This is a genomic window from Micromonospora sp. NPDC047465, assembly GCF_040643125.1.
GTDB lineage: Bacteria > Actinomycetota > Actinomycetes > Mycobacteriales > Micromonosporaceae > Micromonospora.
Genome location: NZ_JBEYTP010000027.1, coordinates 77,131 through 98,760 on the forward strand (window position 1 = coordinate 77,131; position 21,630 = coordinate 98,760).

The window sequence follows — 21,630 nt, forward strand, 5'->3', positions numbered from 1 at the left end:
GATAGCGTGCCCGTAATCCGCTGGTAACGAAGGTGTTCCGCGACGCGATGACCACAACGATCGAGCCCGAGCTCGTCCGCCGGGCCGCCCAGGGCGACCAGGCAGCCGTCGCGACCCTGCTCAGCGACATCCGTCCCGGGCTGCTGCGGTACTGCCGCGCGCGGCTGGGCCGGATCGGCGGCGCGTACGTCACCGCCGACGACGTCGCCCAGGAGATCTGCCTCGCGGTGCTGCGGGCGCTGCCCCGCTACCGGGAGCAGGGCACGCCCTTCGCGGCGTTCGTCTACGCCATCGCCGGACACAAGGTGGCCGACGCGCAGCGCGCCGCCGTACGGGCCGCCTCCGTCACCCTCGCCGACACCCCCCTCGACCGGCCGGCCGCGGAACCCGGGCCGGAGCAGCAGGCCGTCGCCACCGACCTCGCCCGCCGGCTGTCTGTGCTGCTCAACCGCCTGCCCGACGTGCAGCGGGAGATCGTCGTCCTCCGAGTGGCGGTGGGTCTCTCCGCCGAGGAGGTCGGCACCGTCGTCGGCATGTCCGCCGCCGCCGTCCGAGTGACCCAGTCCCGGGCCTTGGCCCGCCTCCGTACCCTGGCAGGCGACACACTCGACGAGGTGGCGGCATGAGCGAGCAGACCCGCTACGGCGGCGAGGAGCTGGACCTGGCGACGATCGCCCGGGACGACGAGCTGCTCGACGCCCTCGGCCGCGGCGAGCCGGGGCCGGCGGGTGACGACCTCGCCGCGATGCTGGCCGCCTGGCGAGACGAGGTCGCCGACGGCGACGCCCTCCGGCCTGACGCCGATGACGACCACGGCCTCCGGCCCATCGCCGGCGGAGGCCACACGTTCCGGCCCGCCGTCGAGGCCGCGTCGGCGAGGAGGGCCCGGTCGGCGGTGCTCGGCCGGGGCGTGCTGCGCCTAGCGGCCGCCGTCATCGCGGTCGTCGTCGTCCTCTCCACCGGACTGGGGGTGGGGAGCAGGCACGCCGGGCCGAGCAGCCCCCTGTGGTCCCTGACCAGGGTGCTCTATCCGGAACAGGCGGACGTGCGGCTCGTCGAACACACCATCCAGCGCGCCCGTACCGCCGCCACCGCGGGGCGGGTGGACGAGGCCCGGGCCCTGGTCGAGGAGGCGCGGACGGAGCTCACGGCGATCGACGACCCGGCCGCCGTCCGCCGGCTCAGCGCGGAACTCGACTCCCTGCAACACGCGCTGCTCGACCCGGTGGCGACACCCGGTGCGCCGTCGACGGACCCCGTGCCCCCGGCGCCCACAGGCGACGGTGGGCCGACGCCCGCCAGCCCCGCCCCGCCGCAGCCCGGGAGATCCGGGCCTGACCCATCCCCCGCCCCCGGCCTTGCCGTCCCGCTGCCCGAGTTGCCGGGGCTGCCCTCGCTCCGCCCGGAACCGGTCCCGCCGACGCGCGTGCCAGTCCTGCCCGAGTTGCCCCTCCGCAAGGGCCGGCTCCTGAGCTAGGCCGTCCCGCACCGCCTCGTGCCCCTCGCCGAGGTCTCGATCGACGGCGGCAGTCGTGCAGGAGACGGTCCGGACGACGGACGCGCTGGTGACCCGTCGTCGCCGCCGGCACGGGCTGGACCTCCGGAGCGGGCATGATGAAGGGGATCCGCCGAGCGCAAGGGCCAGCCGCGCCTTTCTTTGTGGGATTCGTCATATCGAAAGGATGTTTCGAATCGCGGTGCCGTGACGACAACAAGACGGGGATGCGCCCTGGTTCCGTGGCGTCCCTCGACCACTGCGCTATCCGAGGATGGGGTGATCCCGTTGTTGCCTGACCCGCCCCCTGACTCCGCCGCCCGACTTCCCGGCCTGTTCCGAGCAGTGGTCGGCGCGATCGACGAGGCCGACTGGGACTGCACCGTGTCGTCCGAGGGGCCGTTCCTGGTGGGGGACGTGCAGCGGGAGGTGGTCCAGGTGTCGGCGTGGAACCGCACCGGGGGTCGACTGCGCGCGGTCTTCGTCGCCGACGCTCCGCCCGGCCGGCCGCGTCCGCCGTTCGCGCCGCTGCACGCGCTGGTGGGGCAGGGGGTGGAGGCTGTCACCACGTCGGTGGCCGACGCGCTGGCGTTCGTACGCGGATATCGCGACTCCTGGCACCCCGCACCTGCGCCCGGTCGGCCGTGCGGGGCGCAGGCCCCCGACGGGCGGTCCTGCTCGGCGGCCGGCCGGACGCGGCGGACGCGGCGGCCCGGTCCGCGAACCGGGGGCACCACCTGCACGCGGTGATCGACGTGGGCGTCCGGCCGCCTCGGTGAGACGGGGGTGCGGGACGCCGGATCTCCGTCCACAGCGGGCCGGGGTGGCCCCGCCGGGCAACGCACTCCCGATGCCGATCCGCTCGTCACGGCATCCTGCGGCCTCCGGCCGCGTCACGGGACGCCGCCGGCGCGACGCCGCACAGCGGCCGTTGTAACGAGAAGGACCACCGACCGCGCTCATCCATTGACGAGCTGATCAGATCATGATCGAGTCCGGTCGGGGAGGAAACGATTCGAGGCGGCACGGAGACATCACGGACAGGCCGCACGGCCGTGCGCGGCAGCGGTGGCGCAGGTCGGGCGACCGGAGGGTCACATGCAAGGTGAGCTGCAGCGCATCGTCGACGCCCTCGCCGCCCACGTCGGGCGTCCGGCGTTGATCGAGGACCGGCGTCAGCGCCTGGTCGTCTACAGCGAACACACCGGGTTGATGGACGACGTCCGCAAGGCGTCGATCCTGCGCCGGCAGACCACGCCCGAGGTGATGGCCTGGTTCCGCGACGTCGGCATCCTGGAGGCCCGGGAGCCGGTGCGTACGCCGCCGTCGAAGGAACTCGACCTCCTGCCCCGGGTCTGCGTGCCCATCCGGCACCACGACCTGCTCCTGGGCTTCGTGTGGTTCATCGACCCGGACGGCACCATGACCGGCGCGGACATCGAGGCCACCGGGCTGGTGAGCGAGCTGTCGCTGGCGCTCTACCGGGAGAACCTGCTCGGGGAGCTGGCCTCCCGACGCGAGACGGAGGCGGCGCGCACGCTGCTGTCCGACAGCGAGACGACCCGTGACCGGTCGGTACGGGCGCTGCGGGAGGCCGGGCTCATCGTCGGGGACGGGCCGGCGACCGCCCTCGTCGCGCAGCTCGTCACGCCCGGCGGCCAGGCGCCCGACGAGACGGCCCGCTTCGCGCTGGAACAGGCGCTGGTCAGCACCCGGCGCTGGATCGGCACCCGGGAGGCCCTGCACGTGGTGCGCGACGACCACGGCGCGCTGCTGCTCTGCGGCGACCGGGGGGCCGGCCGCCCCTCCCCCGAGGTCGCCGCCAAACTCCTGGACGACAACCTCCAGCAGGCGATCCGTGGGCTCGCCTCGGTCGAGCGCACCGTCGTCGGCGTCGGGCAGGCGCGCTCGGGCCTGGCCGACGCCGTCGGGTCGTACGCGGAGGCGCTGCAGTCCGCCCGGGTGGGCGTCCGGTTGCCCGCCCTGGGCCGCGTGGTCTCCTGGTCCGGCCTGGGCATCTACCGGGTGCTGTCGCGCCTGGACGACCGGCACCTCGACATCGCCGACGTGCACCCGGGGCTGGAGCGGCTGCTCCGCGAGCAGGCGAACCCGGTGTTGTTGGACACCCTGGAACGCTATCTGGACCTGGCCGGCAACGCCCACGCCACCGCCGAGCAGCTGCGGCTGCACCGCACCACCCTCTACTACCGCCTGCAGCGGATCGAGGAACTCGCCGAGACCGACCTGAAGGACGGCAACGAGCGACTCTGCCTGCACCTGGCGTTGAAGCTGGGCCGACTCACCGGCCACTACCGGCCGGAGGGCTGAGGCCGGGCTGAGACCGGCCGGAAGGCCGAGGCCGCGCCAAGGCCGGGCGGAGGGCTGCGGCCGGGTGGCGAGCGGCCCGTTGGGACGCGGACCGGTGGCGACGGGCGGGACGGGACGCCCGGCGCACCGCGCGTCCCGTCCCCGGGCCTCCTACAGGCCGGCCCGCACCGCCGCCGGCCGGCCGCCGACGACCGGCAACTCGATCCGGCTGCGGTCGAAGTGCACGGTGATGTCGGCCCGGTTCTGCTTCGCCCGGCTGCTGTAGCCCGAGTACGAGCCGAGCAGGACCACGCCGATCTGGTGACCGGCGTCGAAGACGTAGTCCTCGGGGAGCAGCCGCACGTCGACCGCCGTCTTGACGCCGGGCACCAACGGTGTCGACGCGGTCAGCGAGGTCAGGTTGAGGCCGTCGAGGATGCCCTTGGTGACCAGTTCCTGCGGGTTGCTGGCCACGGTCTTCTCCGTCTGCCGGTAACAGGCATCCTCGGCGTGCCCGCCCCAGGTGGCCTCGCCACCCCAGCAGTCCTGCCCGGCCAGCGTACGGATGCCGTCGCCGGAGGTGCTGAACCTCGGCCGCGTCCCGTAGTCGACGAGCAGGCCGGCGAAGCTGGTGTCCGTGCCGTCGACCGACGCGTTGATCTTCACCACGGGCGAGCCGGAGACGTGCAGCGGCGCCCGCAGCGGCGCGGACAGGAACACCAGCCGGTTCTCCGTGTTCGCCAGCGGATCCGACGGGTGCCGGATGGCGTTGGTCTGGCTCATCGAGGGGGTGTCCTGGAACGTCGCCGAGGCGTTGCCGGGGTGCGGATTCACCGACAGGCCCCCGGCCGCCCCGTCGACGCCGGGCCGCAGGAACACCTGGGTCGGCTGGGCGCCCGGCAGCGGCCAGGTGGGGTGGGACTCCCAGACGTCCGGTGCGCGTTCGACGTCGACCGCGGGCTCGGCCATGATGCCGTTGTCGATGCCGTACAGCCAGTAGTCGAACCACCGGTGCAGCGTGTCCACCCACCTGGCGCGGCGGAAGTCGAACGGGTCGACGTGGCCGGTGCCGGTCAGCCAGAGCTTGCGGGGGACGTCGTGCGCCGCCAGGGCGTTCCACCAGGTGCTGAAGTGGTCCGGCCGGACGTTGTTGTCGTTGAGGCCGTGCACGACGAAGACGCTGGCGCGCAGCTGGCCGGCGTGCGGCACGTAGTCCCGCTCGGCCCAGAAGTCGTTGTAGTCGCCCGTGACGTCGTCGACACCGTCGCCGAGCCGGTCCCGCACCGGCGCGCAGTGCGCCCTGCGGTCGGGGTCGGTGACGGTGTTGGCGAGGCTGCCCGAGTAGTTGTTGGCCCGGGTGACCAGGCCGTTGCTGCGCGAGTAGTCGTACCAGCTGGAGATGGCCGAGATCGGCACGATGGTGGCCAGTCCGTCCACCCCGCTGGCCGCGGCCGCGTTGGCCAGCGTGCCGTCGTACGACTTGCCGATCATGCCGGTCCGGCCGTTGTGCCAGTCGGCGACGACGGCGCGGCCGGCGGCGTCCCGGCCGGGGCGGCGGCCGTTGAGCCAGTCGATCGCCGTCGGCGCGCTGACGTTGTCGGCGCGGCCGCCGGTGACCGGGCAGCCGGTCGAGTTGTTGGTGCCGATCATGTCCAGCAGCACCACCGCGTACCCGCGCGGGACGAAGTAGTTGTCGTAGTACAGCGGCCAGCGGTCGTTGAGGCCGTCGCCGTCGAGGTCGGCCTTGCACTCCCCCTCGTTGCCCCGGCACACCGTCGAGTAGTAGGGGCTGGCGTCCATCACCACCGGCACGCGCAGCCCGTCGCCGGCCCGGGGCCGGATGATGTCCATCGCGACGACGTCGCGCGCGCCGTCGGCGTCGGTGTCGACGTCGGAGGTGACGAAGACCCGCTCGCGGATCGCGTCGCCGTAGCCGAACACCGGCTGGGTGACCCCGCCCTCGACGACCGGCCCGAGGCTCTCCGCGGCGGGCCGCGCCGTCGCGGTGGCCGCCGGCAGGCCGACGGCCACGGTCGCCACGACCACCACCGCCGCCCGCCACCAGGTTCTCGTGGTTCGCATCGCGCTCCTCCCGTTCCGGCATCCGCCGTCGGTCCGCCGCGCTCCGGCGGGAGGACCAGGAGGTCGGCGGGCCATCAGCTTGATCGAAGCGTACGAATGGACACGCGGCGGGTCATCGGACACGTGTGGCAGGCGCGCGCCCCCGGCTCCTACGTCTGTCGCAGGCACCCCGTCCCCGCCGCCCGCCATCGGCGTACGACAGGCGTAGGAGGCGGCGGCACGCGATTCCAACAGGTGCCCGATGACCGGACGGCGCGCCGGCCATAGGTTCGGCGACGTGCGGTTGTCGGGTCGCGCCACGATCCCGCGGATCATCGGGCGTTTCGTGGTACCGGCCCTGTTCGCGGCGCTGTTCGCCGCCCCGCTGTGGTTCATGGTGGTCGGCTCGCTGCGCCCCGCCGGCCTGCCCCCGCCGCGTACCCTCGAACTCCTCCCGCCCGAGCCGACGGTGGCCGCCTACGCCCGGCTGCCCGAGCTGATCCCGCTGTTCCGCTACCTGGCGAACTCGGCGCTGGTCGTCGCGCTCGCCGTGCCGTTGACCGTCGCCGTGGCGTCGCTGACCGGTTTCGGGCTGCGGCTGCTCGCGCCGACGGCCCGTCGGCGGGTGGTCCTCGGCCTGCTGGCGGTGCTGCTCGTCCCGGCGACGGCCGTGTGGGCGACCCGCTTCGAGCTGTTCCGCCTGGCCGGCGTGGTCGACACGTACGTCCCGCTGCTGGCCCCGGCGGTGCTGGCCGGCAGCCCGTTCCTGGTGCTGCTCTACGCCTGGAGCTTCGGCGGGGTGCCGGAGACCCAACTCCAGGCGGCCCGCCTGGAGGGCGCCGGGTGGCTGACGGTCTGGCGCCGCGTCGCGATGCCCCAGGTACGCCCGGCGACCCTCGCGGTGGCCGTGCTGGCCTTCACGTTCCACTGGGCCAACTTCATCGACCCGCTGTTGTACCTGCACAGCGGCGACCGGTACACCTATCCGCTCGGCCTGCAGTTCCTGCGGCTGTTGAACCCCACGGACTGGCCGCTGCTGATGGCCGGCTGCGTGGTCGCGACCGTCCCGTGCGTGCTGGTGTTCCTGCTGGCCCAGCGGATCCTGCTGCACGACGACCCCCTGGCCGCACTGAGATCTGGAGGACGCCGGTGACGAACACCCGGGCACGACGGTGGATCGGCCTGGTCATGGCCGCCCTGCTGGCTGGCTACGCCGCGGGCTGCGGCGGCGGGGACCGCGCCGACGACGCGTCGGGCATCACCGTCGTGCTGTTCGGCGACGCCGAGGAGGTCGCCGGCTACCGCACGATGGTGGCCGCGTTCGAGGAGGCCAACCGAGACGTCGACGTCAACCTCTCCCCCGTCGCCAGCCAGGACGAGCTGATGGCCCGGCTGACCACCTCGTTCGCCGGGGGCAAGCCGCCGGACGTGTTCCTGCTCAACTACCGCCGCTACGGACAGTTCGCCGCGCAGGGAGCGATCGAGCCGGCGCAGTCCTACCTGGAGCGCAGCACCGTGCTCAAGGAGAGCGACTTCAGCCCCCAGGCGCTGGACGCCTTCCGCTTCGACGGCAAGGCCCTGACCTGCCTGCCGCAGAACCTCTCCTCGCTGGTCGTCTACTACAACGCCGACCTGTTCGCCGCCGCCGGCGTGCCGCTGCCGAAGGCCGGCTGGACCTGGGACGACTTCCTGGCCGCCGCCCGCGCGCTGACCCGCGACGGCCGCTACGGGGTGGGCGTGGAGCCGTCCGTGCCCCGGCTCGCGCCGTTCGTCTGGTCCAACCGCGGTGAACTCGTCGACGACCCGGCCCGCCCCACCACCCTGACCCTCACCCGGGACCCGGCCACCCGCAGGGCCGTCGACTGGTTCCTCGACCTGCAACTCACGCACCACGTCGTGCCGCCGGACGCCGAGGAGCAGAGCGAGTCGAGCGAGGCCCGGTTCCTGCGCGGCACCCTGGGCATGTACCTCAACAGCCGGGTGGCCGTGCCCACGCTGCGCACCATCGACGGCTTCACCTGGGACGTGGCGCCGCTGCCGGTCGCGCCGGGCGGCGTGCCCGCGTCGATCCTGCACAGCGACGCCTACTGCATGGGCGCCGGCCTGCCCGACCACGGCGACGCCTGGCGGTTCATCGAGTTCGCGATGGGCCCGGGTGGCCAGCGGATCCTCGCCGAGTCCGGCCGCACCGTGCCGTCCCGGCTCGACGTCGCCAACTCCCCGGCGTTCCTCGACCCGGCCGCGCCGCCGAAGTCGTCGCGGGTCTACCTCGACGCCGCGCCCCACCTGCGCGCCACCCCACGCACCGCAACCTGGTCCCGGGTGGAACGCGAGGCGGGCACGCTGCTGGCGGAGGTGTTCTACGGCCGGGTCGGGCGCGAGGAGGGGCTGCGCCGGCTGGAGGAGCAGAGCCGGCCGTTGTTCGCCCTGCCGACGGGAGCGGGCGGGTGACCGGACGCGGGGCGATCCGGCTGGAGTCGCTGACCAAGGCGTACGGGCGGACGACCGCCGTCGACGGGATCGACCTGGACGTGCGGGCCGGCGAGATGATCACCCTGGTCGGGCCGTCGGGCTCCGGGAAGTCCACCGTCCTGCGGCTGATCGCCGGACTGGACGCCCCCGACCGCGGCCGGGTCCTCGTGGACGGCCAGGACGTGGCCCGGGTGCCGCCGCACCGGCGGGCCGTGGCGATGGTCTTCCAGGACTACGCCCTCTACCCACACCTCACCACGCTGGGCAACCTGACGTTCGGCCTGCGGGTGCGCCGGGTCCCCCGCGCCGAGGCCGACCGGCGGGCCCACGCCGCCGCCGAGCGGCTGGGGATCGCCGACCTGCTCGACCGGCACCCCGACGAGATGTCCGGCGGGCAGCGCCAGCGCGTCGCCCTGGCCCGCGCCCTGCTGCGCGAGCCCAGCGTCTACCTGCTCGACGAGCCGCTGGCCAGCCTGGACGCGCCGCTGCGCTTCGCCACCCGCGCCGACCTGCTCGCCCTGCACCGTGAACTCGGCACCACGACCGTCCACGTCACGCACGACCAGGCCGAGGCGATGACCCTCGGCGACCGGGTGGTCGTCCTCGACGGCGGCCGGATCCGGCAGGTCGGGCCGCCGCAGCAGGTCTACGACGAGCCCGCCGACACCTTCGTGGCCGGCTTCCTCGGCAGCCCGCCGATGAACCTGGTGCCCGGCGGCGGCACGCTGGGCGGCCAGCCCGGCGTGACCCTCGGCGTACGGCCGGAGGACCTGGCACTCGACGCCGAGGGCCCGGTCGAGGCGACCGTCGAGGCGGTGGAGGCGCTCGGCAGCGAGGCCGTCCTGCTGACCCGGTGCCCCGACGGCACCCGCCTCGTCGTGCGGACCGGCCCGCGGCCGGGCGTACGGTCGGGCGACCCGGTGCGGCTGCGCCCCGACCCGGAGCGTGTCCACCGCTTCGACACCGCCACCGGGCGGCGCCGGTGAAGGCGGTCCGGGCCGGCCGGCAGCTCACCGCCTGGGCGTTCCTCGCCCCGTACGCCGTGGCGGTCGCGCTGCTGGTCGCCCTGCCCGCGCTGCTCAACGTCGGGTACGCGTTCACCGACCACACCGGGCTGACCCGGGACCCGCAGTTCGTGGGCCTGGCCAACGTACGCCGGATGCTGGCCGACGGTTTCCTGCTCGACAGCGTGCGGGCCTCCCTGACGCACGTGGCGCTGGCCGTGCCGGTCCGAATGCTCGCCGCGGTGGGGCTCGGGCTGCTGCTCGCCGCGCCCCGGCCGGGCGGGCGGTGGTTCCGGGTCGCGGTCTACCTGCCGACGGTCGTCCCCGACGTCGCGCTGGCCGTCCTGTTCCTGTGGGTGCTCAACCCGCTCTACGGCCCGCTCAACCAGCTGCTCGGGCTGTTCGGCCATCCCGGCTTCACCTGGCTGTCGGACCCGACCACCGCCCGGGTGGCGGTCGTGCTGATGCTGGCGTTCCCGATCGGCGAGGGCTTCGTCGTCGTCCTCGCCGCCCGCCGGATGCTCGACGGCCGGCTCTACGAGGCGGCGGCGCTGGAGGGCTGCGGCCCGTTCGGCCAGCTACGCCGGCTCACGCTGCCGCTGCTGGCTCCCGTGCTGGTGCTGCTGGCGGTCCGGGACACGATCCTGACCCTCCAGGTGAACTTCGTCCCGGCGTACGTGCTCACCGACGGCCGGCCCGCCAACGCCACGCTCTACCTGCCCGTCTACATCTTCGACCAGGCCTTCGAGTTCTCCGGCTTCGCCTACGGCGCGCTCATCTCGACGGCGCTGATGGCGCTCACGGCGGTCATCATCACCGCCCTGCTGCTGATGGTGCGCCGCTGGCGGGTGCTGCGATGAGGTGGCATCCTGCTGCGGTGAGACTCCGGGTGTTCGCGGTCGCCGCCACGGTCCCGCTGCTCGTCGCCTGCGGCGGGACGGACGCCCCGCAGGCGACGGGGCGGGGCCCCGGGATGCTGGCGAACCTGCCCAGTTGCGACCGGGTGCCGCTGGACACCGAGCCGGAGGTCGACGCCCGGGTCACCGGCCTGGTGCTGCCCGACGGCGCGCGCGTCACCTCGGTGGTGGAGCAGGGGGCCCTGACGACGGTCGAGGCCACCGTCCGGATGACCCCGCTGGACGTACGCGCCCACTACGAGGGCCGCACCGACGTCGAGCTGCTGCGCGTCGAGGACGAGGTCTTCGAGGCCGAGGTGCTGACCCGGGCGCAGCAGCGGCGGATGTACCTGCGGGCCGGCGCGCTCTGCGCCGACGGCACCACGCTGACCGCGGTGGTGGGACCGGACTCGGAGGACGCGGGACTGCCGGAGTTCCAGCGCGGCTAGTGACGGCGCTCGACAGGTGTCCTAACCCGACGACCGGAATCCCAACAGTTGCCGGGTGACGCCGGTCACCGTGCTGTCTACCGTGCGACGCACGACCGGATCTCGGTCGCACCCGCACACGGACGGGAGATCCGCATGAGTCCCACCCTCGTCCGAGGTAGACGCGTCCTGCCGGTGGCAGCAGCCCTGGCGCTGCTGACGGCGGCCGCGTTGACGACCTCGATACCGTCGGCCCGCGGCGAGGAGTCGCTGGCCACCAGCAGCCCCACCGGGCCGATGGAGCTGCCCGCCGAGTGGATGACCGCCCAGCGGCTCAGCGACGGCAGCACAGACCTGTCCGCCGCCAAGTACGCGAAGGCCCGCGGCGAGGCGAACCAGCTCGCCGCCCGCACCCGCAGCGCCTACCGCGACCTCGCCGGGGAGCAGTGGCGCTTCTTCGGCCCGAGCAACATCGGCGGCCGGGTGGTCGACATCGCCGTCGATCCGCAGGTCGCCGACCAGATCTTCATCGCCGCCGCCTCCGGCGGCATCTGGCGCTCCGCCGACGCGGGCGCCACCTTCGAGCCGGCCTGGCCCGACGGCGGGACGCAGAGCATGGGCGCGGTCGCGATGACCACCGACGGTGTGCTCTTCGCCGGCACGGGCGAGGCGCAGCCGGGCGGCGGCTCGATCACCTTCGGCGGCGACGGCATCTACCGGTCGCGGGACCGGGGCCGGACGTGGCAGCGCGTCGGCCTGGAGAACAGCCACGCCATCGCCCGGTTCGCCATCGACCCCGAAAACCAGGACCGGATCTTCGCCGCGGCCGCCGGCAACCTGTTCGTGCCGGGCGGCGAGCGGGGCGTCTACCTCTCCGAGGACGGCGGCGACACCTGGCGGCAGGCCCTCGCCCCACCGAATGCCACCACCGGCGCCACCGAGGTCGTCGTCGACCCCGAGAACCCGAACCGGGTGTACGCGGCGATGTGGGACCACCTGCGCGAGCCGCACCAGCGCACCTACGGTGGGCCCGGCTCCAGCCTGTGGCGCTCGGACGACGGCGGACGGACGTGGGAGCGGATGACCACCGGGCTGCCGACCGACGCCGACCAGGGCCGCTGGGGTCTCGCCCTCGCCCCGAGCGACCCGGACCGGCTGTACGCGTACGTCGGCACCGCCCTCGGCCCGTTCCGCGCCTTCTACCGCTCCGACGACGGCGGCGACACCTGGACGCAGACCCCGGTCAACGCCAACCAGGCGTCCCAGTCCACCTTCAGCTGGTGGTTCGGCAAGCTGTTCGTCGACCCGGCCGACTCCGACCACGTGTTCCTCACCGGGGTCAACCTGCGCCGCTCCACCGACGGCGGGCAGAGCTTCGGCAACGTCGGCGGCATGCACGCCGACCAGCACGTGCTGCGCTGGGATCCCAAGGTGCCGGGCCGGGCCTACCTCGGCAACGACGGCGGCTTCTACCGCTCCGACAACAACGGGGTGAGCGGCTGGGTCAAGTCCACGTACGAGCCGTACACCCAGTTCTACACCGTGGACGTCGCGCAGACCGACCCGGCGCTGAAGGTCGGCGGCGCCCAGGACAACGGCTGCAACCGTGGCTACAACGGCGTGGGCGGCCCGTGGAACGCTATCGGCTGCGGCGACGGCCTCCAGGTGATCATCCACCCGGAGAACCCGAACATCGTCTTCGGCTGCAGCCAGTACGGCTCCTGCTACCGCTCGGAGAACGCCGGCGCCGCGCCGCGCCAGTCCATCGGCCCCGGCCAGACGACCTCGGACCGCCGCAACTGGCTCACCCCGCTGCAGTTCGACCCGAGCGACCCGGACGTCATGTACTACGCGGGCAACGTCGTCAACCGGTCGACGGACAACGGCCGCACCTGGACGGCGATCAGCCCGGACCTCACCGGCGGCGGGCCGAACGACCCGTCGGGCTACCCGTGGGGCACGATCACCACGATCGCGGCGGCCCCCACCGACGGCAACAAGCTCTACGTCGGCACGGACGACGGCAGGCTGTGGTGGACCGACGACCTCGGGGGCACCTGGACCCAGGTCGACCCCGCGCAACTGCCCGGCACGTGGGTGACCCGGGTGGCGGCGCACCCCACGGACGCCAACATCGCCTACGCCACGTTCTCCGCGTTCCGCTCCGGCAGCGACCGCGCGCACGTCATGATGACGCGCGACGGCGGCCGCACCTGGACGGACATCGGCAGGGGGCTGCCCGACGCGCCGGTCAACTCCGTGGTGCCGACCGCCGACGGCCTGCTGCTGGTCGGTACCGACGTCGGGGTGTTCGTGTCGGCGTGGAACGGCGGCGAGTGGGCCTCCCTCGGCGGGGAACTGCCGGCGGCGGCCGTGATGTACCTGCGCTACCACGAGCCGACCCGGCAGCTCACCGCGGCGACGTTCGGGCGGGGTGTCCACGACCTCACCGTGCCGCGGTGCCCGGCGGCGTCGACCCGGCTGCCGCTGCGCGAACCGGGCGTCGGCGTGGTCGGCGTGCTCGCCTCGTGCCGCGCGGCGTGACCCGCTGAACAGGGCGGGGGTGGCGGGCGGCAGCCCGTCCACCCCCGCCCTGTTCGTCACGGGCCGGGTGGCGCGGACCGGGCGACCGAGGTCGTGGCGCTGCCGGCTGCCGCTACCGGGCCTGGTCCGCCTCGGGCACGGCAAGGTGCAGCAGAGCCGGCGACCGACCGGTCGACAGGTAGCCCCGCCCGGGTGGATCGGTGAAGTACTGGTCCGGTTCGAGAGCCACGTTGTGCGCGAGCGCCGTCGCACGGTTCTCGGGGGTGAGCAGCAGGCGGGTGCCCATGTTCATGACCGTGTTGATCAGCCGGGCGAGGGGGCTGGGAAAGCCGGTGAGCACGGGTGCGGCGTCGCCGGTCAGGACGAGTGCGCGACCGCCGCGGGCAGCCGGCTGGGCGATCTCCTCCAGCAGGGTGGGCGCGCTGGCGAACCCCTGCTCGGTCGGGAGCACCGAGACCTGGTCGGCGTCGTCGACGATCACGGCGAAGGGGGTGTCGGCGAAGGCCGCGGCGGCGGCCCGCAGGTCGGTGTCCGCGATGGCCGTTCCGGTGAGCACTCGTACCCGCGGATCGTCCGGAACCAGTCGCGATAGCGGCGACCGGGACGACGCGACCGCGAGCACGCCCACACCCCGTCGGCGAAGGCCGTGGGCCACGGTGGCGGCGGCGGTGGTGCGACCGGCCCCCGGCGGCCCCGAGACCATGAGCAGGTGGGGCCCGGCCTCGAAGAGGTCGACGCCGACGGTGATGTTGTCGGCCCCGCCGACGCCGAGGGGAATCCAGGTGGCGCTCGGGGGTGCGTCGGGCGGGGCCAACTCGTCGACGGTGATCCGGGTGGGCAGCGCGGGGAACCGTCGGGGCAGCCGGGCCGGGTCGACGTCCCGGGCGGCAGCGCCGGCTTCGGCCACGAGTTGCGCGGCGGACGGCGTGGGCTGACAGACCTGGACGTGTCGGCCGCTGCCGGCGTCGACGGCGCGCCCGGGCAGCGGGGGTGGACTGGCCATCGCGGAGCTCAGCTGCGCGCGCCGGGTGTCCTCCTTCGGGAACGGCAGGAGCAGCCGCCGGTTGTACAGGCTCGGCAGCTTGTGGTTGAGCATGTCCTGGCCGCCGAGGGGGATGACGTGCACACCGAGGGGGGCGCCCGCGGTGACGACGCCGCGGAGCGTGGCGAGCAGCGGGGTCTCCACGAAGTCGGGGTCGCCGTGGTCCTCGAAGTGCTCCCAGCCGTCGACGACGACCACGACGTGGGGGCGTGGGCTGTCGCCCGGGCCCGGCCGGTGGGCCGCGCGCCGCCTGGTCTCCTGGTCAAGCCAGGTGATCAGGCGGCGGATCCGGTCGGCATCCGCCGGGGTGAACACCCCGCCGCAGTGCGGCAGGTCGGCGTAGTCGGCGAGCCCGCCAGGTCGGCGCTCGATGAGGTAGAGGTGCGCCCGGTCGGGTGCGAATCGGGTGACGAGGCTCGTTACCAGGGTCCGGGCGAACGTCGTGCGGCCCGACTGCGGACCACCGGCGACCATCAGCCGGTCGGCGGCGGCGAGGTCGAGGAACTCCGCCGGCTGCGCCTGCAGCCCGGGTTCGTCCGCCAGGCCGAGCGGTACGGCGGTGGCCGGCGGGGCGGCGGTCTGCCGGCGGGGCAGGTCGTCGAGGGTCATGGTCGCGGGCAGCGGGGGCAGCAGCGGCCGGAACGGAGCGGACAGCCCCGCTGTGCGGGTGGCCTCCTCGACGGCGGCGATCGCCAGGTCCTGGTCGGTCGCGGCGTCCCCGGGGCGGGTGCTCTCGACGGCGCGCGGCATGCCCAGGTCGGCCCGTTCGAGGGCACGGACGGAGGCCGCGACGACGCCGGAGCGCGGTGGGTCGCCGAGGTAGCCGGACTGGAACTCCTGCGGCACCCGGGTCTCGGCCGTGGTGCAGAAGATCATCGCGCGTCCACGGAGTGCACCGGGGATCGCGGCGGCGTCCGGCACGCCGAGCACCTCCGTGCTGTCGGCGGCCTCGTTCTGGCGCAGGCTGATCCGCAGCGAGACGTTGTTCTTCAGTTCCGGCGACAGTTTGCCCTGCAACGATTGGGTGGCCAGCACGAGATGCATGCCCAGGGACCGTCCCTTGGCGGCGACGTTCACCAGTTCCCGGACGAAGTCCGGAGCGGCGTCGAGCACCCGCGCGAACTCGTCGAAGATCATGACGAGCCGGGGCAACGGCGGCAGTTGCGCCTGCGCGCGACGTTTCTCCCAGTACCGGTCGATCTCCCCCTCGTAGCAGGCCAGCAGGGACTCGCGCCGGCTCACCTCCGCGCGTATCGACGCCAGCACCCGCGCCGCGGCCGCGTCGTCGAAGACGTCGGCGACGGTCTCCCCGGTGGAACGGATGAGCGCGACCACGTGGGGACAGCGCTCGAAGGGCAGGAAGGCGCTGCCGCCCTTGAAGTCCACCAGCACCATGTTGAGTTCGTCCGGCCGGTTGGCCAGCAGCAGGGCCGTGACCAGGGTCTGCAGCAGGACACTCTTGCCGGCGCCGGTAGCGCCACCGAGGATCGTGTGCGGGCCCTGCTCAGCCAGGTCGACGTGCACCGGCCCGCCGGCGTCCGCGCCGAGCACCACCCGGGTGCGTGGCCCTCGACCGTCACCCCAGAGCGCGAGCACGTCGTCGCCCGTCGGCACGCCCAGGCCCAGCAGGTCGAGCAGGCGGACCCGGCCCGGGACGGCGTGCTGCGCGGCGGCGAGGGTGGCGCGGTCACGCATCGGCGCCAACGAGCGGGCCAGCCGTTCGGCTGTCGCGTCGTCGAGGGCGTCCGGGCGGCCGGTGACGGGCGCGTCGTCCGGACTGCGGGTGAGTTTGACCGAGCGTTCGCCCACCTCGCACAGGCCCCGGCACTCGTTCATGCTGTGCCGGTCGGCGCAGATCACGTACACGCCGACCGCCGGCCCGTCGCGCAGGACCACGTCCATGCCGGGCAGCTCGCGCAGGGCGAGAGCGCCGTCCAGGACCACGACCACCTCCGTGCCGAGCTGACCGCGGGGCGCGGCGACCCGGTCACCGCGTCGGGCGGCGACGAGGCGGCCCAGCTCCCGCACCCGGGCGGCACGCGTCTGCGCGGTGTTGCCGATCCAGCACGGCACGGCCTCCCCCGCGCCGGCGTCGACGTGCGGCAACCACCGCGTCCAGCCCAGCCCGTCGGAGTCCCGTGCGGTGACCACGACCAGGCGCAGGTCGTCGGGACCGCGCAGGGTGGCCAGTTGGATCAGCAGCCACCGCAGCATGTCGGCCACGGGCTGGTCGGCTCCGACGACGCCGAGCACACCGGTGGCCCGCAGGTCGACGGTCACCGGCACGGCCCGCACCGTCGGGGGCTCGAAGCCGGGCCAGGGCTCCCCGCGTACCGTCACGGAGGCCGGCTGGTCGGCGGTGCCGACGCGCAGGGTCAGGCCGTGCGGCGAATCCGATCGCCGCGTCCACAGGTCGGAACGCTCCCCCGTGGCCGTCTCGACGATCCGGGTCGGCCCGGGGGCGAGCAGGTGACGGATCTTCTGCTCCTCCCGCACCTGGGACGTGATCTTGTCCTGGACGGCCTGCTTCGCGTCGGTGAAGGCCTTCTCCCGCTCCTGGCCCTGCTTCTCCTCCGACGAGCTCATCACCAGGTACCCGATGACGGCCGCGGCGGCGCCCAGCCACAGCATCGGTTGCTGCGTGACGAGCGCCGCCACCACGGCCACCCCCGCGCCGAGCAGGGCCATCGTGGCGGAACCCCGCACCGCGGGCTGGTGGACCGGCAGGGTCACCTCGACGCTCGGCACGACCGGGGCCGGGTCGAAGGCCCGGTCGAAGTCCAGTCGCCCGTCCGGGGCGCGCACCACCCGCAGGGCGCCAGCCCTGGCGGGGCTCCATCGCAGCTCGTCGGCTCCGACCCGCAGCACGGCGCGCGGGGTCAGCCTCGTCCGCCCGGTGATCCGCACGCCGTCGACGAAGGTGCCGTTGCTGGAACCGCTGTCGGCGACCTCGGCGCTGCCGTCGGCGTGGACGACCACCTCAGCGTGGCCGCGCCGGGACACGTCGGAATCGCGCAGCGACACGGAGGCCCGGGAACTCCGGGCGAGCGAGTGCCGGCCCGGGGGCAGCGCCACGGCGAGGCCGGCGTCCGGGCCGCCCACCACCTCCAGCACGCCGCCGGCACCGGAGCCGACGGGGCGACCGGCAGGACCGGGCCCGCCCACGCTGATGACCGCACCCGGCACCAGTGGACTGTCGGCCACCGTCGAGCGGGCGTCCAGCCGGACCGCCCCGACGAAGCACGGCCGGCCGTCGACGGGCACCGGCAGCGCCGACAGCAGGGAACCCACGTTCGTGCCCGGCTCCGCGATCACCTCGACGTCCCGGCAGAGCCCCGTTCCGGCATCCCGGACCGTCACCCGGAGGATCATCGTCACCGCTCCGCCCCGAACATCCACAGCCGGAGCCCGTCGTCGCTGCCGCACGCTAGGGTCTTGCCGTCCGGGCTCAGCGCCAGCGAATCGCAGTCGGGACCGCTGAACTGGAAGAGGTTGGTCCCCAGGACCCGTACCGGGCGGCCGGTCGTCGTCCGCCACACCCGGATGTCGTCCCAGGTGCCCGTGGCGAACAGGTCCCCGGGGCCGAAGGCGGTGGCGGTGACGCTGTAGGTGTTGCCGCGCAGGGTGGTCAGGATCCGGTCGGAGCCCGCATCCCGGATGAGGACGGAGTTGTCGGGCCGGACGGTCGCCATGAGACCGAAGGTGCCGGCAGGGCGGACGCTGGCCCCGTTGGTCGTCTGCCAGAAACGCCGGACGCCTCTCTCCTCGTCGACGCCGAGCAGGATCCGGCTGTCAGCGCTGAACCGGATGACGCCGACGTCGATGCCCTCGGCATCGACCGGAACGGGCCTGCCCAGGTTGGCCTGCCGCCACAGCGCGACGTTCCCGGCGTAGTCGGCGACGGCGAACGCGGTGCCGTCGGGGCTGAAACGCGCCGAGACGATCCGGAACTCGCTGTCGTCGACGGCGAGGGTGGCCGTGTTGCGCTGGGTGCTGACGTCCCACAGCTTGACGGCCCCACCGTCGTCGCCGCTGAGCAGCAACTTCCCGTTCGGGCTGAAGGTCAAGGAGGTGACCTCGTTGGTGTGGCCGGACAGGATGGCGACGGCATGCCCGGTGGCCACGTTCCACACGGTGATCGTGTCCTCGGCGGCGCTGCCGAGCAGAGTGCCGTCCGGCCCGTACGCCACCACCGACGTCGCGTCCTCGGTGAGAGTGACCAGGTCCGCGGTCTGGTCACGGTAGTAGTAGGTCCCGCCGATCAGGCCCAGGACGAGCAGGATCCACAGGACCAGGCCACCCCGGCGCGGGCCGACGTGACCGTTGGTCGCCGCGGCCCCGCCTGCGGCGCCGCCCGTCTCGTCCGCGACGGTGACGTGGTCCGGGACGGCGGCCTCGACCGTCTCCGCCATCTCCTCGGGGTCGGCGACGACGTCACCCACGACCCAGATCGGACCGTCGTTGACCCGCTGCCGCAGGTAGCCCTTGAACGGCGGCACGGAGAGCGGGGCGGCCGCGGCTTTGGTGGCGAAGCCGACGGTGATCCTCGTTCGATCCACGGACCCTGCCGTGGCGGGAGCCACGATCAGCTCGCTCACGTCACCCCAGCCCAAAACGACATCGGATCGCCCCTGCGCCGTCGGGGCCGCTGTGCCCTGGAGTACCAGCGCCTCCTCGGTGATCTTCAGCCGGCCCTGCCACGGGAAGTGCACACTGCTCGCTCCGACGGCCCACACGGCCGCCACCGCCACGATGACGGTGATCAGTGGCAGGCCCAGCGTTTCGTGCAGCAGGATCCAGCTTGCCCATCCGGAAAGCGCCAGCAGGACCACGAGAGCCAGCAGGTTGGCGCGGCGGATCGACTGCGGCGGCGACACCTGGAAGGCGGCGTCCGGGTCGGGCGGCGCGAGCCGGACCGGCCCGCGTGGCTCTGCCCCGGGGGCGGTCTTCCCGTGCAGGGTGGTGGGCTGCTGCTCCCAGTCGGCGGCCCCGGCCATGGGCCCGCTGGTTCCGCTGCCGGCCGGCGGGCCGGACGCGGCGTCAGCGCCGGCATCGGCGCCGGCGAGCAGCGCGCGGGCCTGCTCCAGCGTCATCCGTCGATCCGGGTCTCGGGCGAGCAGCCCGACGATCACGGTGGCCAGCGGCGGGTCACAGCGTACGGCCGGCAGGTCGTCGTGGAGGACCGCGCGGATCGTCGCCGCGGTGGAGGCGCGGTCGAACGGAGCCTCGCCGTTGACCGCCTGCACCACAGTCACGCCGACCGACCACAGGTCCGTCGCGGGGGTCGGCTCGGCACCGTGGAACAGCTCCGGCGCGAGGTAGCCGGTGGAGCCCATCACGCCGTTGCGGGTCAGCCGACTGTCCTCGTCGGCCTGGGCGATGCCGAAGTCGACGAGCTTCACGTCGTCGCCGTCCAGCACCATGATGTTGCCGGGCTTGATGTCCCGGTGGATCACACCGGACGAGTGCGCCGCCGCCAGCGCGTCGAGGATCCGCACGGCCATCGTGGTCACCCGGGCCGGCGGCAGCGCCCCGGCATGCTCCAGGACGTCGGCGAGACTCGGCGCCTCCACCAGCTCCGACACGATGTAGACCGCCTCGTCGTCGGTGTTGGCGGGCACCACGTCGTGGACGGCGGCCACGGCCGGGTGACTGATCCGCCCCGCCGTCCGCGCCTCGCGCAGTGCCCGCTGCCCGAACAGCGCGCGCTCCTCGGCCGGCAGGGCCGGGTCGGCACGTATCTCCTTGACCGCGACCGCCCGGCCGATCAGCTCGTCGGTCGCGCGCCAGACCACTCCCATCCCCCCGCGGCCGAGCACCTCGGCGAGCCGGTACCGCCCCGCCACCAGCCGCTGAGACGACCGGGAATCCTGCACACCCACTCCTTGCCGGCAGCCCGTAGAGTCACTGTGGACAGTACCGGGACGGCCCTGGCGGCAATGCCCCGAGCACGGCCGGAGCACCGGCGTCACCAGCCGATCCGGCGCCATCGGGCGGTGCCGGGTGACAGCCGGTCGGCGACGGATGTCAGGAGGCGGCAGGACCGATGGCGGAACGCTTCAGCCTGGATCCGGAGGGGATGCGTCAGCTGTCCAGGGGCCTGGACGCCGTCCGGTCCGAGGCGGCGGCCACCTGGCAACGACCCGACGCCCCGGGGTTCGCCGGATCCGACGCGCTGGCGGATTCGTTGCAGCGCTTCGCCGATGCCACGGCACGGTCCCACCGCGACCTGGACGAGTCGCTACGGCAACTGGCGCGGTGGCTCGACCGGGTCGCCGACGGGCAGTTCTCGCTCGACGAGGTGCTGAACCGCCACGCGACACCCGGCCACACCAGCAGAAGGAGCGACACATGACGGATGTGAATGTCGGCTACGACGGGCTGCAGCGGGCGGCGTCGCAGCTCAGGTCCGGGCAGGTGGAGATGACCCAACGGCTCCAGGCGCTCAAGTCCATGATCGACCAACTCGTGGGCAGCGAATTCCGGACGCAGCTCGCCTCCGGGCGGTTCCAGGACTCGTACCAGCAGTGGTCCACCGGCGCGCAGAACATGATCGACGGCCTGGAGGGCATGTCGACGTTCCTCAACGAGGTGGTCCGGGAATACCAGGACCTGGACAACCGCCTCGCCGGCGGGCTCGGCTGATCGCCGCGGATGGAGAACTGGCTGGTCGTCGACCAGCGGACCGATCCGACGCCCGGGTCACCGGAACAGGTCCGTGCGCTGGCCGACCGACTGCGGCAGCAGGCCGACCAGTCCCGCAAGGCCGGCCAGCGGCTGCGTGGGGTGGCCGCCGACCGGGCCCGCCTCCGGCTGTGGGGTGACTACGCCGACGTCCTCGACGTCATGCTCGCCGACCTTCCCGACGACGCCGCCACACTGACCACGGCCTACGACGCCTGCGCGGCCGCCCTGTCCGGCTACGCCCAGGAGTTGGATCAGGTCCAGACGGCGTCCCGGCTCGCCCTGCGGCAGGGCACCCAGGCGCACGAGCGCTACCAAGCGCTGTTGCAGCGGTTCTGTCAGGTGGTGCCCGTGTCCTTCCAGGGTGACGACATCTGGCGCGGGCTCGACGGGGCATCGGCGGCGCACCTGAGCCAGGGCCTCCGGGAGCCCGAACGGCAGTGGGCCGTGGCGCTCGGCCGCGAGGCGGGCATGTGTGAGTTCGAACGGCAGATGGCCTGCCGGGCGGTGGCACAGGCGGCCTACCGCCACCGGGACGCCGCGAACCGCTGCGCCCAGGCCGTCCTCGCCGCCGCGCCCCGCCTTTCCGCCCACCGGTCGCGGCGGACCACGCCGACCCGGCAGACGCAGCCGAAGGGCGCCAAGATCGTCTCGGCGTACCTGGAGAACGCCGACGTGTTCCGCACCGCCAAGGCGG

16 protein-coding genes are annotated in these 21,630 nt (G+C 73.7%); 13 read left to right on the forward strand and 3 right to left on the reverse strand.

The genetic code is table 11. The features are described 5' to 3' along the window. Window positions 1-47 precede the first annotated feature (47 nt). The 4 genes from shbA (at window position 48) to ABZ793_RS23305 (ending at window position 3,823) form a co-directional block, all read left to right on the forward strand. Window positions 48-626 (forward strand): RNA polymerase sigma factor ShbA, encoded by a 579-nt coding sequence (gene shbA, locus ABZ793_RS23290; RefSeq protein WP_357460707.1) that lies wholly within the window; start codon window positions 48-50, stop codon window positions 624-626. Beyond that, window positions 623-1,477, forward strand: a complete 855-nt coding sequence (locus tag ABZ793_RS23295) for an anti-sigma-D factor RsdA (protein WP_357460710.1) — start codon at window positions 623-625, stop codon at window positions 1,475-1,477. Before shbA ends, ABZ793_RS23295 begins: the two co-directional genes overlap by 4 nt. A gap of 306 nt (window positions 1,478-1,783) precedes the next feature. After that, entirely contained in the window at window positions 1,784-2,245 is a 462-nt protein-coding gene (locus ABZ793_RS23300; protein ID WP_357460714.1) for a hypothetical protein, read from the forward strand. A 348-nt stretch (window positions 2,246-2,593) separates the two neighbouring features. Beyond that, the gene (locus ABZ793_RS23305) at window positions 2,594-3,823 is read left to right on the forward strand and encodes a helix-turn-helix domain-containing protein (protein ID WP_357460716.1); all 1,230 of its coding nucleotides are present in this window, start codon (window positions 2,594-2,596) and stop codon (window positions 3,821-3,823) included. Window positions 3,824-3,973: 150 nt separating this feature from the next. Here the strand turns inward: ABZ793_RS23305 and ABZ793_RS23310 are convergent, their stop codons facing one another. Further along, window positions 3,974-5,884 carry a Xaa-Pro dipeptidyl-peptidase gene (locus ABZ793_RS23310; protein WP_357460719.1) on the reverse strand — a complete coding sequence of 637 codons (1,911 nt, stop codon included), beginning with the start codon at window positions 5,882-5,884 and terminating at the stop codon, window positions 3,974-3,976. A 241-nt stretch (window positions 5,885-6,125) separates the two neighbouring features. Here ABZ793_RS23310 and ABZ793_RS23315 point away from each other — a divergent pair, with 241 nt between their 5' ends. The 6 genes from ABZ793_RS23315 (at window position 6,126) to ABZ793_RS23340 (ending at window position 13,207) form a co-directional block, all read left to right on the forward strand. Then, window positions 6,126-7,016 carry a carbohydrate ABC transporter permease gene (locus ABZ793_RS23315; protein ID WP_357460721.1) on the forward strand — a complete coding sequence of 297 codons (891 nt, stop codon included), beginning with the start codon at window positions 6,126-6,128 and terminating at the stop codon, window positions 7,014-7,016. Beyond that, on the forward strand, window positions 7,013-8,314 hold the full coding sequence (locus ABZ793_RS23320; protein ID WP_357460723.1) for a sugar ABC transporter substrate-binding protein: 1,302 nt from the start codon (window positions 7,013-7,015) through the stop codon (window positions 8,312-8,314). The genes ABZ793_RS23315 and ABZ793_RS23320 overlap by 4 nt, the downstream gene beginning before the upstream one ends. Then, window positions 8,311-9,321, forward strand: a complete 1,011-nt coding sequence (locus ABZ793_RS23325) for an ABC transporter ATP-binding protein (protein ID WP_357460726.1) — start codon at window positions 8,311-8,313, stop codon at window positions 9,319-9,321. The genes ABZ793_RS23320 and ABZ793_RS23325 overlap by 4 nt, the downstream gene beginning before the upstream one ends. Further along, entirely contained in the window at window positions 9,318-10,199 is an 882-nt protein-coding gene (locus ABZ793_RS23330) for a sugar ABC transporter permease (RefSeq protein ID WP_357460729.1), read from the forward strand. Before ABZ793_RS23325 ends, ABZ793_RS23330 begins: the two co-directional genes overlap by 4 nt. A 17-nt stretch (window positions 10,200-10,216) precedes the next feature. Further along, window positions 10,217-10,684: a hypothetical protein gene (locus ABZ793_RS23335; protein WP_357460732.1), complete on the forward strand. Its 468-nt coding sequence runs from the start codon at window positions 10,217-10,219 to the stop codon at window positions 10,682-10,684. A 135-nt stretch (window positions 10,685-10,819) separates the two neighbouring features. Next, the gene (locus tag ABZ793_RS23340; RefSeq protein ID WP_357460734.1) at window positions 10,820-13,207 is read left to right on the forward strand and encodes a glycosyl hydrolase; all 2,388 of its coding nucleotides are present in this window, start codon (window positions 10,820-10,822) and stop codon (window positions 13,205-13,207) included. Between the two features lie 112 nt (window positions 13,208-13,319). On the opposite strand, the gene ABZ793_RS23345 is transcribed toward ABZ793_RS23340, so the two are convergent. Beyond that, entirely contained in the window at window positions 13,320-17,621 is a 4,302-nt protein-coding gene (locus ABZ793_RS23345; RefSeq protein WP_357460748.1) for an FtsK/SpoIIIE domain-containing protein, read from the reverse strand. A gap of 2 nt (window positions 17,622-17,623) precedes the next feature. Then, entirely contained in the window at window positions 17,624-20,125 is a 2,502-nt protein-coding gene (locus ABZ793_RS23350) for a serine/threonine-protein kinase (protein ID WP_357460737.1), read from the reverse strand. Between the two features lie 170 nt (window positions 20,126-20,295). Here ABZ793_RS23350 and ABZ793_RS23355 point away from each other — a divergent pair, with 170 nt between their 5' ends. From ABZ793_RS23355 to ABZ793_RS23365, 3 genes are all read left to right on the forward strand, one after another. Then, entirely contained in the window at window positions 20,296-20,604 is a 309-nt protein-coding gene (locus ABZ793_RS23355) for a hypothetical protein (protein ID WP_357460740.1), read from the forward strand. Next, the gene (locus ABZ793_RS23360) at window positions 20,601-20,894 is read left to right on the forward strand and encodes a WXG100 family type VII secretion target (RefSeq protein ID WP_350711723.1); all 294 of its coding nucleotides are present in this window, start codon (window positions 20,601-20,603) and stop codon (window positions 20,892-20,894) included. Before ABZ793_RS23355 ends, ABZ793_RS23360 begins: the two co-directional genes overlap by 4 nt. Before the next feature lie 9 nt (window positions 20,895-20,903). Next, on the forward strand, window positions 20,904-21,630 hold a 727-nt coding region (locus ABZ793_RS23365; protein ID WP_357460744.1), incomplete at its 3' end, for a hypothetical protein.